12 protein-coding genes are annotated in these 15,825 nt (G+C 74.7%); all 12 read right to left on the bottom strand.

Annotation, left to right across the window (positions count from 1 at the left end; all coding sequences use genetic code 11):
* Positions 1 to 209 precede the first annotated feature (209 nt).
* The 12 genes from FHX73_RS16830 to guaB all read right to left on the bottom strand — a co-directional run bounded on the left by FHX73_RS16830 (position 210) and on the right by guaB (position 15,562).
* On the bottom strand, positions 210 to 1,397 hold the full coding sequence (locus tag FHX73_RS16830; RefSeq protein WP_145905771.1) for a sensor histidine kinase: 1,188 nt from the start codon (positions 1,395 to 1,397) through the stop codon (positions 210 to 212).
* The gene (gene cseB, locus FHX73_RS16825; RefSeq protein WP_281292684.1) at positions 1,394 to 2,158 is read right to left on the bottom strand and encodes a two-component system response regulator CseB; all 765 of its coding nucleotides are present in this window, start codon (positions 2,156 to 2,158) and stop codon (positions 1,394 to 1,396) included. The genes FHX73_RS16830 and cseB overlap by 4 nt, the downstream gene beginning before the upstream one ends.
* A complete protein-coding gene (locus FHX73_RS16820; RefSeq protein ID WP_145905770.1) occupies positions 2,155 to 2,964 on the bottom strand; it encodes a hypothetical protein in 810 nt (269 codons plus the stop codon). The genes cseB and FHX73_RS16820 overlap by 4 nt, the downstream gene beginning before the upstream one ends.
* A gap of 83 nt (positions 2,965 to 3,047) precedes the next feature.
* The gene (locus FHX73_RS16815) at positions 3,048 to 3,728 is read right to left on the bottom strand and encodes a class F sortase (protein ID WP_211786212.1); all 681 of its coding nucleotides are present in this window, start codon (positions 3,726 to 3,728) and stop codon (positions 3,048 to 3,050) included.
* Positions 3,709 to 4,128, bottom strand: coding sequence for a hypothetical protein (locus FHX73_RS16810; RefSeq protein ID WP_145905768.1), 420 nt, complete (start codon positions 4,126 to 4,128; stop codon positions 3,709 to 3,711). The genes FHX73_RS16815 and FHX73_RS16810 overlap by 20 nt, the downstream gene beginning before the upstream one ends.
* 132 nt (positions 4,129 to 4,260) lie before the next feature.
* Positions 4,261 to 6,057 (bottom strand): GMC oxidoreductase, encoded by a 1,797-nt coding sequence (locus FHX73_RS16805; RefSeq protein WP_145905767.1) that lies wholly within the window; start codon positions 6,055 to 6,057, stop codon positions 4,261 to 4,263.
* The gene (locus FHX73_RS16800; RefSeq protein WP_145905766.1) at positions 6,054 to 7,673 is read right to left on the bottom strand and encodes a succinic semialdehyde dehydrogenase; all 1,620 of its coding nucleotides are present in this window, start codon (positions 7,671 to 7,673) and stop codon (positions 6,054 to 6,056) included. Before FHX73_RS16800 ends, FHX73_RS16805 begins: the two co-directional genes overlap by 4 nt.
* 58 nt (positions 7,674 to 7,731) lie before the next feature.
* Positions 7,732 to 9,459 (bottom strand): serine/threonine-protein kinase, encoded by a 1,728-nt coding sequence (locus FHX73_RS46275; protein WP_246213566.1) that lies wholly within the window; start codon positions 9,457 to 9,459, stop codon positions 7,732 to 7,734.
* A gap of 152 nt (positions 9,460 to 9,611) precedes the next feature.
* Positions 9,612 to 10,733 (bottom strand): protein kinase domain-containing protein, encoded by a 1,122-nt coding sequence (locus FHX73_RS16790; protein WP_145905765.1) that lies wholly within the window; start codon positions 10,731 to 10,733, stop codon positions 9,612 to 9,614.
* Between the two features lie 22 nt (positions 10,734 to 10,755).
* Entirely contained in the window at positions 10,756 to 12,651 is a 1,896-nt protein-coding gene (locus FHX73_RS16785) for a serine/threonine-protein kinase (RefSeq protein WP_145905764.1), read from the bottom strand.
* A gap of 193 nt (positions 12,652 to 12,844) precedes the next feature.
* A complete protein-coding gene (locus FHX73_RS16780; RefSeq protein WP_145905763.1) occupies positions 12,845 to 13,960 on the bottom strand; it encodes a GuaB3 family IMP dehydrogenase-related protein in 1,116 nt (371 codons plus the stop codon).
* A 99-nt stretch (positions 13,961 to 14,059) separates the two neighbouring features.
* Positions 14,060 to 15,562 (bottom strand): IMP dehydrogenase, encoded by a 1,503-nt coding sequence (guaB, locus tag FHX73_RS16775; protein WP_145905762.1) that lies wholly within the window; start codon positions 15,560 to 15,562, stop codon positions 14,060 to 14,062.
* Between the last annotated feature and the right edge of the window lie 263 nt (positions 15,563 to 15,825).

The raw sequence follows: 15,825 nt of genomic DNA, 5'->3' as shown, positions 1-15,825 counted from the left end.
TGAGACTCGGCGTCAACTGGCCACCCGCCGGACGCCCCCGGCACTGCTCCCGGGCGACCCGGGAAGCCGAAGAAGCCAACCGAATAGCGACGGCGCTCCTCCCCCGGCGCCGTCCATCCAGCACCGGCGCAGCCCTGACGCCGCGTGCTGAGCGACAAAGGGCCCCGTTCCCCCGCGGGGCCCTTTGCCCTTGCCCGGCCGGGCCGCGCTCAGCGCAGCCGCAGCTCGGCCACCGCGCCGCCCTCCGGATGGTTGGCCAGCCGCAGCCGCACGCCCAGCACCGCCGCCTGGCCCTGGGCGATGGTCAGCCCCAGGCCGTGGCCGTGCCCGCGCGCCGCGTCCCCGGTGCGGAACCGCTGCGGACCGTCCGCCAGCAGCTCGGCCGGGAAGCCCGGCCCGTGGTCCCGCACGGTCACCACCGGACCGTCCACCGTGACCAGCACCGGCGGCGCGCCGTGCCGCTCGGCGTTGGCCACCAGGTTGGCCAGCACCCGGTCGAGCCGGCGCGGATCGGTGCTCACCTCGGTGTCCGCACGCACCTCCAGCCGGGCCGACTCCGGCAGGATCCGGCGCAGCAGCGCCCCGAGCGGCAGCACGGACAGCTCGGCCCGCTCCGCCCCCGCGTCCAGCCGGGAGACCTCCAGCAGGTCCTCGGTGAGCCGGCAGAGCACCCGCACCCGGTCCTGCACCAGCTCGGTCGGCCGCCCCGGCGGCAGCAGCCCGGCCGCCGTGAGCAGACCGGTGAGCGGGGTGCGCAGCTCGTGCGCGACGTCCGCGGTGAACCGCTGCTCGCGGGCCAGCCTGCTGCTGAGCACGGCCGACATCGAGTCCACCGCGGCGGCCAGCTCCGCCACCTCGTCCCGGGCCCGGCCGAGCGGCCCGATCCGGGCCGCCAGATCGCCCTGCGCGATGGTCCTGGCGGTCCGCGCGGCGGTGCGCAGCCGGCGGCTGATCCGGTGCGCCACCAGCACCCCGGCCAGCACCGTGACGGTCACCGAGAGCGCGGCCGACACCGTGATGGTGCGGTCCAGGTCGGCGATCGCCCGCTGGTCGGCGGTGAAGTCGATCGAGACCGACAGCACCTGGCCGTCCGGCCCCGGCGCAGCCGCCCACATCCGCCCGCCGGTCAGCAGCGACCCCTGGTGCCCCTGGCCGGCCAGCCGGACCAGTGCCGGCGGCGCCGCCGAAGGGTCGAGCGAGGCGTTCCAGGCGTTGCTGGGCAGCTGGTCGGTGTTGTCGTAGTAGTCCCGCACCGCGTCCAGGGCGGCCTCGGCGTTGGCCCTGGACTGCCCGGTGTGCTGGGCCGCCGAGGCCCGGTGCACCAGCAGCCCGACCGAGAGCGCGACCAGGAAGGAGACCGCGGCGACGGTGACCGCGATCTGCCGGCGCAGGTTCATCCGGCGCTCCCGCGCGGCCGGCGCAGCTTGTAGCCGAAGCCGCGCACCGTCTCGATCCGGTCGGCGCCGATCTTCGCCCGCAGCCGCTGCACGTGCACGTCCACCACCCGGGTGTCGGCGTCCCAGCCGTAGTCCCAGACCCGCTCCAGCAGGCCCTGGCGCTCCAGCACGATGCCGGGCGCGGCGGTGAACTCCAGCAGCAGCCGCAGCTCGGTCGGCGTGAGCAGGACCGGGCGGCCGTCGACCCGCACCTCCATCGCCTCGGGGTCCACGGTCAGGCCGTCGATCTCGCGCAGCGGCCGGACCGGCTCGGCCGGTGGCACCGGCCCCACAGGCCCCACAGGCCCCACAGGTTCCGGCGCGGCCGGGGAGGCCGGAAGCACGGGCGGCAGGCCGGCGCGGCGCAGCACGGTGCGGATCCGGGCCACCAGCACGGACGTCTCGAAGGGCTTGGTGACGTAGTCGTCCGCGCCCGCCTCCAGGCCGGAGACGACGTCGATCGGGTCGGTGCGGGCCGACATCATCAGGATCGGCAGCTGGCTCTCCTCGCGGATCCGCCGGCAGAGCCCGACCCCGTCCAGCAGCGGCAGCATCACGTCGAGCAGCAGCAGGTCCGGGCGGTCCGCGCGGAACAGCTCCAGCCCCTCCAGCCCGTCGGCCGCGGTCCGCACCGGGAAGCCGTAGCGCTCCAGCGCCATCCGGGTCGCCTCCCGGATCACCTCGTCGTCCTCGACCAGCAGGATCCGGGCCGCCGCCGTCACCGGGCCGCCCCGCTCGGCGAGGCCTGCGGCGGGGCCGGGCTGGGCACCGGGCGCGGCCCCACGGGCACCGGGGCGGCCGACACGGCCGGCCCGGTGCCCGGGGGCTCGCCCTTCGGGGGCGGGCTGCTCGGCACCACCATGCCGGGCAGGCAGCCGTTCGCCGCCCCGCTCGGGCCGCTGGCGGCGGTCTGCCGGTCGAAGGCGGCCCGTTCGGGGTTCCAGTGGTAGGTGGTCCTGGTGTCGCCGCCCGGCGCGGACGGCTCGTCCACCACCAGGTCCTGCCCGACCGTGTCGGCCTGGAAGTCCGGCTGCACGACCAGCGCGAGCAGCGACACCACCCGGTGCTCGCGCAGCCGGTAGACGTGCAGGTAGCTGTGCTGGTCGGCGTCGCGCACCGCGGTGACCAGCTCCTCCTGCCCGTCGCCGGTCAGCTCCGGGTACTGCGGCTGGTAGACCCGGCAGCCGGTGCAGCCGCGCAACGCCGACAGCTCGGCCGCGGACACCTGCGGGTCCTTGGCCAGCACGGTGGCCGGGTCCAGGCCGCGGATCGAGTCGCCGGGGGCGACCAGGCCGGGGATCGGCTCCGCCGGGGCGGACGGCGTGGCGGTGGCGCTCGGCGACTTCACCGTGTCCGCGACCGGCCAGAGCGGCACCGGGCTCGGCCGCTGGTGCAGCGGCCGGGCCGGGCCGGCGTCGTGCACCCCGTCCGGGCCGCCGCACCCCGCCACCGACACCACCGCGGCCACCGACAGCAGCGCCGCCACCGCGAGTCCGAGCCGGCGGAGCACCCTCCGCACGCCGTCCATCCGTTCCTCCGTCCGTCGTCCTGCCGGCCCCGGGCCGGGCCTCCCGAGAGAGGAACACGGGGCACCGGCCGTGTCCGGTTGCGCTACGAACCGGCCGGGTCGGCGAAGACGATGATGTTGTCCGAGTAGTGGCCGTCCGCCTCCAGCACTCCCCCGCAGGTGATCAGCCGCAGCTGCGGGCCGGGCGTGTCCCCGTAGACCGCCGCGGTGGGGAAGGCGTCCTTGGGCGCCTTGCGCAGCTCCCGGACCCGGAAGAGCACGGTGCTGCCGTCGGCGCGGCGGATCTCGATCGGGTCGCCCGGGTGCAGCTGCGGCAGCCCGTGGAAGACGGCGTCGCCGGCCCGGGTGTCGTAGTGGCCGAGCAGCACGGCCGGTCCGGCCTCGCCCGGCCGGGGGCCGCCGTCGTACCAGTCCACCTCGGCCGGGCGGCTCAGCGGGGGCACCGGAACCGTGCCGTCCGGGTTGATCCCCGCGGCGACCACCGGGGCGGCCACCTTGATGCTCGGGATCAGCAGCTCGACCGGCGGCGCGACGGACGCGGCGGGCGCCGCGCTGGAGCCAGCCCCGGGCGCGCTCGCCGCTGTGCCCGCCGGAGTGCTCGCCGGAGCCGCCGCCACCGGCGCGATCCCCGCCCCCACCGGCGGCGGGGCGGACTGCCGGCTCAGCAGCAGCCCGGCCAGCCCGAGGGCCAGCACGCCGCCGACCGCGGCCGGCGCCCGCAGGGGGCGCCGGCCGCGACGGCGGTCAGTTCGCCGCGCCGACACGGCGCTTGCGGACCGCGTAGCCCACACCGCCCAGGCCGATCAGCGCCAGCACGGAGCCGCCGGCCAGCTCCGCGGTGGACGGGCCGCCGGTCGTGCCCTCACCGGTCTGCGCCCCGCCCTTGGGGATCACCTTGACCTGGCCGGAGTCCGGCGCCTTGCCGGGCACCGGGCCGACCGCCGGAGCGCCGTCGGACGCCACCGGGCTGGGCACCGCGCTGACGGCGGGCTTGCCGGGGACGGGGGCCGCGCTGGGCGCCGCGCTGACCGCGGGCTTGCCGGGGACGGGGGCCGCGCTCGGCACCGGGCCGTCGGCCTGGGCCGCCGTCGAGGACAGCAGCAGAGCCGCCGCGGCCCCGAGGCCGAGCACCGACCAGCGCACGGTCCTGATCGCACGTGACATGGGAAAACCTCCCGCTACAGCGCCCGGACCCGGTCGGTCCGAGCAGGCTGCGCCCACGCTAGGAAGCCCACCGCACTGCCGACCGGCGGTCGTGTAACGGCCACCGGCCGGCTCCGTAACAGTCCGCCCCGGTCAGTCCTCCCGCTTGGCCGGCACCTTCGGCACCGGCAGCAGCAGTTCGCCGAACGCGCCGGCCGGCACGGCGGGCCGCGCGGGGGCCACCGCGGCCACCCGGCGGTAGTCGGCGCCCTGCTCGGGGCGCGGGTCCGCCTCGCCCTTGTTCGGCCACATCGACATCGCCCGCTCGGCCTGCGCGGTGATCGTCAGCGACGGGTTGACGCCCAGGTTGGCGGAGACCGCCGAGCCGTCCACCACGCTGATCCCCGGGTGCCCCCAGAGCCGGTGGTACGGGTCGACCACGCCGTCCTCGGGCGTGTCGGAGATCGGGCAGCCGCCGAGGAAGTGCGCGGTCATCGGGATGTCGAAGACGTCGCCGACGGTGGAGCCGGCGAAGCCGTTGATCTCCGCGGCGAGCATCTTGGCGCCCTGCTCGGCGGCCGGGATCCAGTTCGGGTTGGGTTCGCCGTGCCCCTGGGTGGAGGTCAGCTTGCCCTTGCCCAGGCCCTTCTGCTTCAGCGAGACGGTGATCGAGTTGTCCAGCGACTGCATCACCAGGCCGATGATGGTCCGCTCCGACCACCGGTAGTTGCTGAGCGAGCGGGCGAGCACGGTCGGGTGCTTGACCGCCTCGGCGCCGGCCCGCAGCCAGCGCGGGCCGCTGCCGCCGCCCGGCACCTGGAGGATCGACAGCAGGCCCATGGCGTTGGAGCCCTTGCCGTAGCGCACCGGCTCGATGTGGGTGTTCTCGTCCGGGTGGATCGAGGAGGTGATCGCCACGCCCTTGGTGAAGTCCACCGGGCCGCCGTACCGCCGGGGCGTGGTCTGGGCGCCGACCAGGGCCTCCGAGTTGGTCCGGGTCAGCTCGCCGAGCCGGTCCGAGAGCCGGGGCAGCCGGCCCTGCTCGCGCATCCGGTGCAGCAGGGTCTGGGTGCCGTAGGTGCCGGCCGCGACCACCACCCGGGCGGCGGTCAGGGTCCGGGCGCCGGCCTTGCGGGCCTGCGCCGAGCGGGCGTTGGTGCGCTTCACGTCCACCGCGAAGCCGCCATCCAGCTCGCGGATCCGGGCCACCGTGGTGAGCGGGTGGATCTCGGCGCCGTTCGCCTCGGCCAGGAAGAGGTAGTTCTCGGTGAGCATGTTCTTGGCGCCGTGCCGGCAGCCGGTCATGCACTCGCCGCACTCGGTGCAGGCCTTGCGGCGCGGCCCGGCACCGCCGAAGTACGGGTCCTCGACCTCGCTGCCGGGCGCGGCCTTGGCGGTGCCGTCGCCGTCCCGGCCGTCGCCGAAGAACACCCCGACGGGGGCCGGGTGGTAGCTGTCGGCGACGCCCATCCGCTCGGCGGCCGCCTTGAGGTGGACGTCCGAGGGGGTGGTGGTGGGGTTGGTCCGCACGCCCAGCATCCGCTGCGCCTGGTCGTAGAAGGGGGCCAGCTCCTGCTGCCAGTCGGTGATGTGCCGCCACTGCCGGTCCTCGAAGAAGGCCTTCGGCGGCACGTAGAGGGTGTTGGCGTAGTTGAGCGAGCCGCCGCCCACCCCGGCGCCGCCGAGCACCACCACGTTGGCCAGCAGGTGGATCCGCTGGATGCCGTAGAGGCCCAGGCCCGGCGCCCAGAGGTAGTTCTTGACGTCCCAGGAGTTCTTCGGCAGCTCGTCCCGGGTGAACCGGCGGCCGGCCTCCAGCACCGCGACCCGGTAGCCCTTCTCGGTCAGCCGCAGCGCCGAGACGGAGCCGCCGAAGCCCGAGCCGATGACGATGACGTCGTAGTCGAAGTCCGCGTCCACATCCACGTCCACGTCCGTTTCCCCGCTCACTTGACGCCCATCGCCTTGAGCAGCTTCAGGCCGCTGGTGAACATGGCGGCGAACCGCTCCTCGGTCAGCCCGAAGGCGGGGGCCAGCGGCATCACCCGCTGGCTGGCGATGCTCTGCGCCTCGGTGAACCGCAGGATGCCCTCGGCGCCGTGCCGGCGGCCGAGCCCGGAGTCGCCCATGCCGCCCATCGGCGCGGCGATCGAGCCGTAGGCGGCCGCGTAGGCCTCGTTGACGTTCACCGTGCCGGTGTGCAGCCGGGCCGCGACCGCCCGGCCGCGCCGCAGGTCGCGGGTCCAGACGCTGGAGTTGAGGCCGTACGGGGTGGCGTTGGCCGCCTCGATCGCCTCTTCCTCGGTGTCGAAGCGGTAGATCGAGACCACCGGTCCGAAGGTCTCGTCGGCGCAGACGGACATCTCGGGGGTCACCCCGTCCAGGATGGTCGGCTCGTAGAAGAACGGGCCGATCTCCGGCCGGGCCTGACCACCGGTCAGCACGGTGGCGCCCGCCTTGACCGCCTCCTCGACGTGCCGGACCACGGTCTCCAGCTGCCGGCGCGAGGTGAGCGAGCCCATGTCGGCGCCGTAGGCGAGCCCGCTGCCGAGCCGCATCGCCTTGGCGCGGGCGGTGAACCGGGCCAGGAACTGCTCGGCCACCGAGCGGTGCACGTAGAGCCGCTCGATCGAGATGCAGAGCTGGCCGGCCGAGCGGAAGCAGGCCCGCACCGCGCCCTCGGCGGCCCGGTCCAGGTCGGCGTCGGGCAGCACCAGCATGGCGTTCTTGCCGCCCAGTTCGAGCGAGGCGCCGACCAGCCGGGCGGCGGCCCGCTGGGCCACGTCGCGCCCGGTGCGGGTGGAGCCGGTGAACGACACGTAGTCGGCGCGCTCCACCACGGCCGGGCCGATCACGGGGCCGTCGCCGACCACGATCTGCCACAGCTCGGCGGGCAGCCCGGCCTCGATCAGCAGCTCGCGGGCCCACAGCGCGGTCAGCGCGGTCTGCGTGTCCGGCTTGTTGACCACCGCGTTGCCGGCCGCGAAGGCGGGCAGCGCGTCGCTGACCGAGAGCTCCAGCGGGAAGTTCCAGGGCGAGATCAGGCCGACCACGCCCTTGGGGCGACGGCCCTCCACGGTGTGGGTGAGCACCGGCACCGCTCCGCCGCGCCGCCGGTCCCGCAGGTAGCCGGCCGCGCCGCGCCCGTAGTGCCGGGCCGCCATGGCGGTGGCCAGGATCTCGTCGAAGGCGTGCAGCCGGGCCTTGCCGGTCTCCGCCTGGATCAGGTCGAGCACCTCGTCCTGCCGCTTGAGCAGCAGGTCGTGGAAGCGCAGCAGCACCGCGGCCCGGCGCTGGACCGGCACCGCCGCCCAGGCCTGCTGGGCCTGCCGGGCCCGTGCGAAGGCGGCCTCCACGTCGGCGACGGTGGACTGCGGGAGCTCGGCCAGCGGCTCGCCGGTGAACGGCGCGAGGTTCTCCTGCCGCTCCGCCTCCTCCCCGGCGACGATGCCCCGGGTCAGCCGGGCGACCAGGGACTGGGGCACCGCCGACGCGACCGTACGGCCGGCGCCCGGGGCCACGGGATTGCGGCCGACGCCGCGGTTTTCTGCCGTGATGTCCGTCATGGGCGAAGCCTAGGACTTCCCGGGCCAGTTGTGTACCCGTCGGTAACAGGCTGTCGGCTCAGCCGCCGCCGGGGTGACCGATGACCTTGAAGTTGTTGACGATGGCGGTGAACCGCTGCTCCATCGCGGTCGCCTCGGACAGCGGGCCGGAGACCAGCATCGCGTAGGCGGTCCCGTCGGAGCCCTTGAACTCCTCCCAGAACACCTTGCGCGGGCCGGGCGTGCCGCAGGTGCCGCAGGTGAAGGTCCACACCCACTTGGCGGCCGGCTGACCGTAGAGCTGGGTCTCCCCCTCGCTCAACACGTGGTAGTCCTTGCGCAGGGACTCCGTGACCTCCATCGACTTCAGGTGGTCCAGCGGGGTGCCCAACTCGCCGGCGGTGACGGAGAACTGGATCAGGTGGTACTGCTTGTCCGCCGTGTAGTAGACGTTGTTGCCGTTGCCCACCGTGCGGACCCAGTTCTGGCCGTCGGCGGGCAGCGGGAAGCGGAAGCCCTGCTCGTCGTCGACCCACTTGTAGCCGACCGGCGGGGTGCCCGGGCTGTCCTGGGTGCCGGTGCTCGGGCTGGGCGCGCTCGAACCGCCGGGCTGCGGGGTCGGCGTGGAGTCGGCGACCGGCGCCGGCTGGTGGCGGTCGCGCTCCAGTCCGTAGACCACGCCACCGGCGGCCAGCAGCACGACCACCAGGCCGACCAGGCCGAGCCGCAGGCCCCGCCGGCGGCGCGGGGCGGCGGGCGGCACGGCGACCGGCGCGGTCACCGCCTCCGCGGCCAGCGGGCCGTGCGCCCCGGTGGCCGCGGACGGGTCGACCGGCTCCATCGGCAGCACCGGCACGCCGACCGGCTCCGGGGCCGGCTCCTGCTCCTCGACCAGCGGCCGCCGGTCCACCGCCGGCACCGCCTGGGTCGGCACCCGGTGCGGCTGCTGCGGCACGGCCATGCCGAGGGTGTGCCCCTCGGTCACCGCGCGTAGCATCCGCAGCGCCTCCTCGGCGCTCGGCCGCTCGGCCGGCTCCTTGGCCATCAGCGCGGCCAGCACCGGGCCGAGCGCGCCGGCCCGGCTGGACTCCGGCAGCGGCTCGTCCACCACGGCGGCCAGCGTGGAGAGCGGGGTGTCCCGGCGGAACGGGGAGCTGCCCTCGACCGCCGCGTACAGCGTGGCGCCCAGGCCCCACAGGTCGGAGGCCGGGCCGAACCGCTCGCCCTGGGCGCGCTCGGGCGCCAGGTAGTCGGGCGAGCCGACCAGGTCGCCGGGGCGGGTCAGCTCCGAGGAGCCCTCGAACTTGGCGATCCCGAAGTCCAGCAGCACGACCCGCCCGGTGCCGTGCTCCAGCAGCACGTTGGCCGGCTTGACGTCGCGGTGCAGCACGCCGAGCTGGTGCCCCCGGTGCAGTGCGGCGAGCACCTGGGCGCCGACCTCGGCGGCGGAGCGCGGCGAGACCGGCCCGTCCTGGGCGATCACGTCGGCCAGCGAGCGGCCGTCGATCAGCTCCATCACGATCCACGGCCGGCCGTCCTGCTCCAGCACGTCGTGGATGGTGATCACGCCGGAGTGCTTGATCCGCGCGGCGGCTCTCGCCTCCTGCTTCATCCGGGACTGGAGGATCGCCAGGTCCTCCTCCGGCAGGTGATTGACGGTCAGTTCCTTGACCGCCACCTCCCGGTCCAGCATCAGGTCCTGGGCCCGCCACACCGTGCCCATGCCGCCCCGGCCGAGACGCTCCCCCAGGGCGTAACGGCCGGCCAGCATGCGGCGTTCGGTGCCCTCCTGCTGCTGTGCGCTCACGGCGACCGCTCCCCCTCTTCGGTGCACCACGCAACTGATCACCGTTCGGACAATGTTCCGGGACCAAGCCTAGGCGGACTCCGCCGCACCACCCAGCGCGACCCGGGCACGTGACCGCCTCGTGACCCGGAACTGGCTGTTCCGCACGGGATTCAGTGAGCGAACGCCACCACGGCGGCCATCGCCAGCGCCATCGCCGCCAGCACCCCGCCGACCAGCAGCACCGGCAGCAGCTTGGACGGCCGCCGGGCCGCCGCCGCGTGCCGGTGGTGCGGTTCGGCGCGCGCCGGGCGCCCGGCGCGCGGGCGCGCCGCCGGGAGCCGGCGCGGCCGGGGCACCGGCAGGGTGCCGGCAGCCGGCTCGCTGCGGAAGGGCTCCGGCGCCTCGGCCAGCAGGCCGGCCAGCCAGGCCCGGGTCTGGGCCGCGGTCGGCCGGGCCGCCGGGTCGGGCGCGAGCAGCCGGTCCACCAGCGGGCCGAGCGGCCCGCACCCCGCGCGGTCGCCCCGGTTGCCGGAGCGCACGGCGGCGAAGAGCACGGTCTGGCTGTGCTCGGGGAACGGGCCGCGGCCGGTGAGCACCCGGTGCAGCAGCACGCCGAGCGCCCAGAGGTCGGCGGGTGGCCCGGCCGCGCCGAGGTCGGTGAGCAGTTCGGGCGGCCAGCGTTCGGCCCGGTCGCCGACCAGGCCGGCCCTGGCCTGCCCCCAGCGGCGCGGGTCGCCGCCGCCGAGCTCGCGGGCCAGTGCCTCCTGGGCGGTGCCGACGGCCAGTCCGCCGAGCAGCGCCGCGCCGTCCTCGCAGATCAGCACCTGCTCGGGCAGCACGTTGCCGTGCACCCGCCCGGCCCGGTGCACGGCGGCCAGTGCGCCGGCCAGGTCGGCGGCCAGCTCGGCGGCCCGGTAGGGCGAGGGCGGCGGCCCGCCGGCGAGCAGTTCGGTCAGCCGCACGGCGGCGGGCCGCTCGACGGCCAGCCAGACCACGCCGTCCTCGGCCACCGCCTCGAAGGACTGGCCGAGCCTGGGGTGTTCGGGCACGGCGGCGATCGCGGCGGCCAGTTCGGCCAGCACCGGCTCGGGGTCGAGCCAGCGGCTGGCCGCGAAGTCGTTGCTGCCGGTCAGTTCGGGCACCAGGAGCTCGGGCAGTTCGACCGGTTCCAGCAGCACCCGCACGCCGCTGCGCGCGTCGACCGCGACCCTGGCGAGCGCCTCGTCGCCCGCGGGCGGACGGTCCGTCACCTGGTACCGGCCGGCCACGGTCTGACCGGGGCCAGCTCTCATGGCCGTTCCCCTCTCGCTGGGCTCAGTTCGCCGGCTGGAAGCTGTCGAACGCGGTCTGCCGGGCCTGGCTGAGGTCGGCGGAGTTCCAGTCGCTGTCGTTCGCGGTCCAGTAGAGCGCGTAGCCGTACTTCCCGGTGACGAACCCCCGGTTCAGCGAGTGCTTGACGGTTCCCGTGCCGAAGGTCCACTCCCAGTCGGCGGCGTTGCTCCACCGCCAGCCGGTGACCGTCTGCAGCTGGATCCGGTGGTAGTTCGTCAGGGTCGGGGCGACCTGCCCCTCCTCGGCCTGCCAGGCCCCGACCGCGCTGGTGCCGGGGTGGTCGGTCCAGTCGATCTGCAGCCGCACGTTGTTGCCGGAGAGCACGTGGCTGTCCGGGCCGGAGGCGGCCGCGTCGTAGGCCAGCCAGCTCGGCAGTTGGAGGCTGAACCCGGCGGGGTCGGTGTAGAGCTGGTACCCGGCCGGCACCGTCGGGCCGGCCGGCGGCGCCTGGAGGCTGGCGGGCGCCGCGCTGCTGGGCGCCGCGGGGCTGCTCGCGGCGGCGGGGCTGGAGGGGGCGCCGCCGGCGGGGGCCGTGCCGGGGGCGGCGGGGCCGGACGGGGCGGGGCCGCTGCTCGCGGCGGTGGGGCTGCTGGGCGCCGCGCCGGTGGCGGGGGCGGCGGCCACCGAGCCGGCCGCCTTGGTGCTGTCCGAGCCGGGCTTGGCCCGGGAGTCGTCGCCCGAGCCCTGGGCCGCGGCGATCCACACCCCGCCGGCCACCAGCAGGACCAGGACGAGGACGGCGACCAGGAGTTGACGCCGCTTCGACCAGCGGCGGGCGGCGCCGAGGGTGGCGCTGCGGGTCCAGCCGCCGTGCGCCTGCGCCGCGGGTGCGGGCGCCGGTGCCGGGGCGGCGGGCTCCTCGGCGGCGGCCGCGGTGCTGCCCACCCGCACGGTGCTGAGCCCGGGTATCTTCTCGGTCGCCTTCTTCGGCTTCTTGGGCTTCTTCGGCCCGGCGGCCTGCTCCACCGCACCGTCGACGGCCGGCTGCTCGGCCGTGGCGGCGGTCGCGGCGACCGCCGTCTGGGTGGTGGACTCGGCCCGCAGGGTGGAGCCGGCGATGATCCGCTTGAGCATCGAGCGGGTGGCGGAGGCGTCCAGCCGCTTGGCCGGGTCCTTCTCCAGCAGGCCCGCGATCACCGGCTGCAGCGGCCCGGCGTTGGCGGCCGGCGGGAGTTCCTCGGTCATCACGGCGGTGAGGGTGGCCAGCGCGGAGCCCCGGTCGTAGGGCGGCTTGCCCTCCAGGGCGGCGTAGAGCGTGCCGCCGAGCGACCAGAGGTCGGCGGGCGGCCCGGGCTTCTGGCCGCGGGCCCGCTCGGGCGAGATGTACGAGGGCGCGCCGACCAGCATCCCGGTGGAGGTGACGGAGGCGTCGCCCTCGACGCTGGCGATGCCGAAGTCGGTGAGCACCACCCGGCCGTCCTCGCCGATCAGCACGTTGGACGGCTTGACGTCGCGGTGCAGGATGCCCTGGGCGTGCGCCGCGCCGAGCACTCCGAGCAGTTCCAGTCCGATCTCGGCGGCCCGCACGGGGGTGACCGGCCCGTCCTGCTTGACCACCTCGGCGAGCGAGCGCCCGTCGACCAGCTCCATCACGATCCACGGCCGGTCGTCCTCCTCGACCACGTCGAAGACGGTGACGGCGGCGGTGTGCCGGATCCGGGCGGTGGCCTTGGCCTCGCGCAGCGTGCGGACGATCAGCCGGTGCCGCTCGTCCTCGTCCACGCCGCCGTGCATCCGCAGTTCCTTGACCGCCACGATGCGGCCGAGCATCTCGTCCTCGGCCTTCCAGACGGTGCCCATGCCCCCGCTGCCGAGCACCGAATCGAGTCGGTAACGATCGGCCAGGACTCGGCCGGACGTGCCCTGCGGCTGGGTCATCTCGGGCGTTCCCCCATGTGCTGCTGCCGGTCAGGTGACGGACCGTCCGCTCGCGGCGCGCGGACCTGCGGAACGGTCGAACCCCCATCATCCCCTGTGCCGCGCGGTCCTGTTCACGCGACCCCGAAATAACCGTCAGCCGGGGTTCCGCCTCTCGGACGGCACCCCGGCTGACGGTGGTTCAGCTTCCGGTTCAGCGGGTGCTGACCGTGACCTCGACCCGCTGGAACTCCTTGAGCTCGGAGTAGCCGGTGGTGGCCATCGCCCGGCGCAGCGCGCCGAACAGGTTCATCGTGCCGTCCGGGGTGTGCGAGGGGCCGGTGAGGATCTCCTCGGTGGTGCCGACGGTGCCCAGGTTGACCCGCTTGCCGCGCGGCAGCTCCTCGTGGACCGCCTCCATGCCCCAGTGGTGGCCCTTGCCGGGCGCGTCGGTGGCCCGGGCCAGCGCGGCGCCGATCATCACCGCGTCGGCGCCGCAGGCCACCGCCTTGGCGATGTCACCGCTGTAGCCCACGCCGCCGTCGGCGATCACGTGCACGTAGCGGCCGCCGGACTCGTCCATGTAGTCGCGGCGGGCGGCGGCCACGTCGGCGACCGCGGTGGCCATCGGCACCTGGATGCCCAGCACGTTGCGGGTGGTGTGGGCGGCGCCGCCGCCGAAGCCGACCAGCACGCCGGCCGCGCCGGTGCGCATCAGGTGCAGCGCGGCGGTGTAGGTGGCGCAGCCGCCGACGATCACCGGCACGTCGAGCTCGTAGATGAACTGCTTGAGGTTGAGCGGCTCGGCGGCACCGGAGACGTGCTCGGCGGAGACCGTGGTGCCGCGGATCACGAAGACGTCGACGCCGGCGTCGACCACGGCCTTGGAGAACTCGGCGGTGCGCTGCGGGGAGAGCGCGGCGGCGGTCACCACGCCGGACTCGCGCACCTCCTTGATCCGACGGCCGATCAGCTCGGCCTGGATCGGCGCGGCGTAGATCTCCTGGAGGCGGCGGGTCGCGGCGGCCTCGTCCGGGATCTCCGCGATCTCGTCGAGCAGCGGCTGCGGGTCCTCGTACCGGGTCCACAGGCCTTCCAGGTTGAGCACCCCGAGGCCGCCCAGCTTGCCGATCGCGATGGCCTGCGCCGGCGAGACCACGCTGTCCATCGGGGCCGCCAGGAACGGCAGCTCGAAGCGGTAGGCGTCGATCTGCCAGGCGATCGAGACCTCCTTCGGGTCCCGGGTGCGGCGGCTGGGGACGACGGCGATGTCGTCGAAGGAGTACGCCCGGCGGCCGCGCTTGCCTCGCCCGATCTCGATCTCAGTCACTTCGAGCCTCTCTGCTGTGCTGCTCACGAACGCCCACCAGTATCCCGGACGGACGCGCGAAGGCCCGCCACCGGGTTGGTGGCGGGCCTTCGCGTCAGCTCAGCGGCTGGTGTAGTTCGGCGCCTCGACGGTCATCTGGATGTCGTGCGGGTGGCTCTCCTTGAGGCCCGCCGAGGTGATCCGGACGAACCGGCCCTTGGACTCCATCTCCGCGACGGTGGCCGCGCCGACGTAGCCCATGGTCTGGCGCAGGCCGCCGACCAGCTGGTAGAGCACGGCGGACAGCGGGCCGCGGTAGGGCACCTGGCCCTCGATGCCCTCGGCGATCAGCTTCTCGTCGGAGCTGACCTCGCCCTGGAAGTAGCGGTCCTTGGAGAAGGACTTGGCCTGGCCGCGGGTCTGCATCGCGCCCAGCGAGCCCATGCCGCGGTAGGACTTGAACTGCTTGCCGTTGATGAAGAGCAGCTCGCCGGGCGACTCCTCGCAGCCGGCCAGCAGCGAGCCGAGCATCACCGTGTCGGCGCCGGCGGCCAGCGCCTTGCCGATGTCGCCGGAGTACTGCAGGCCGCCGTCGCCGATCACCGGCACGCCGGCCTCCCGGCAGGCCAGCGCGGCCTCGTAGATCGCGGTGACCTGGGGCACGCCGATGCCGGCGACCACCCGGGTGGTGCAGATCGAGCCGGGGCCGACGCCGACCTTGACGCCGTCCACGCCGGCGTCGATCAGCGCCTGGGCGCCGTCCCGGGTGGCCACGTTGCCGCCGACCACGTCGACCCGCACGGCGGACTTGATCTTGGCGATCCAGTCCAGCGCGTTGTGGCTGTGGCCGTGCGAGGTGTCCACCACCAGGAAGTCCACGCCCGCCTCGACCAGCGCCTGGGCCCGGTCGAAGGCCTCGGCGCTGGCGCCGACGGCGGCCGCGACCAGCAGCCGGCCCTCGGAGTCCTTGGCGGCGTTGGGGTACTTCTCGGCCTTGACGAAGTCCTTGACCGTGATCAGGCCCTTGATCCGGCCCTGGTCGTCGACCAGCGGGAGCTTCTCGATCTTGTGCCGGCGCAGCAGGCCGATGGCCTCCTCGCCGGAGATCCCGACCTTGCCGGTGATCAGCGGCATCGGGGTCATGATGTCGCGGACCAGGATCGACCGGTTGGACTCGAAGGCCATGTCGCGGTTGGTCACGATGCCCAGCAGCTTGCCGTCCGGGTCGGCGACCGGCACGCCGCTGATCCGGAACTTGGCGCAGAGCGCGTCGGCCTCGGCCAGCGTGGTCTCGGGGCCGACCGTGATCGGGTCGGTGACCATGCCGGACTCGGAGCGCTTCACCAGGTCGACCTGGTTGGCCTGGTCCTCGATCGACAGGTTGCGGTGCAGCACGCCGACGCCGCCCTGGCGGGCCATGGCGATCGCCATCCGGGACTCGGTGACCTTGTCCATGGCGGCGGAGAGCAGCGGGATGTTGATCCGGACGTTGCGGGAGACCCGCGACGAGGTGTCGACCTGGTTGGGCAGGACGTGCGACTCCCCGGGCAGCAGCAGAACGTCGTCGTAGGTGAGTCCGAGCATGGCGAACTTCTCGGGTACGCCTGCGGCGTTGAGAGACATGTGGGGGGCTACCTTCCCGTGGCCGGCCGTGTCGTTCCATGCGCGCCCTCAGAGGGTCGCGGGGCGCGTTCACCGGCACACGCAGGAGAGCCAGAAGCACCGCCATTTGGATGAACCTACGAGGTGACGCCGCTCATCCGGGCGGATCTTTGGCAACCTGTCCAGGCGCCGATACCCCATGGTACTGGCACTCGGAGCGCGTGCGACGCGCCCTCTTGACAACCGCGCCCCCGGCCTACCGATTCCACCGGCCCGGGGTCACG

The organism is Kitasatospora viridis, assembly GCF_007829815.1.
Lineage (GTDB): Bacteria > Actinomycetota > Actinomycetes > Streptomycetales > Streptomycetaceae > Kitasatospora > Kitasatospora viridis.
This window is presented reverse-complemented; position numbering and strand designations above follow the sequence as displayed.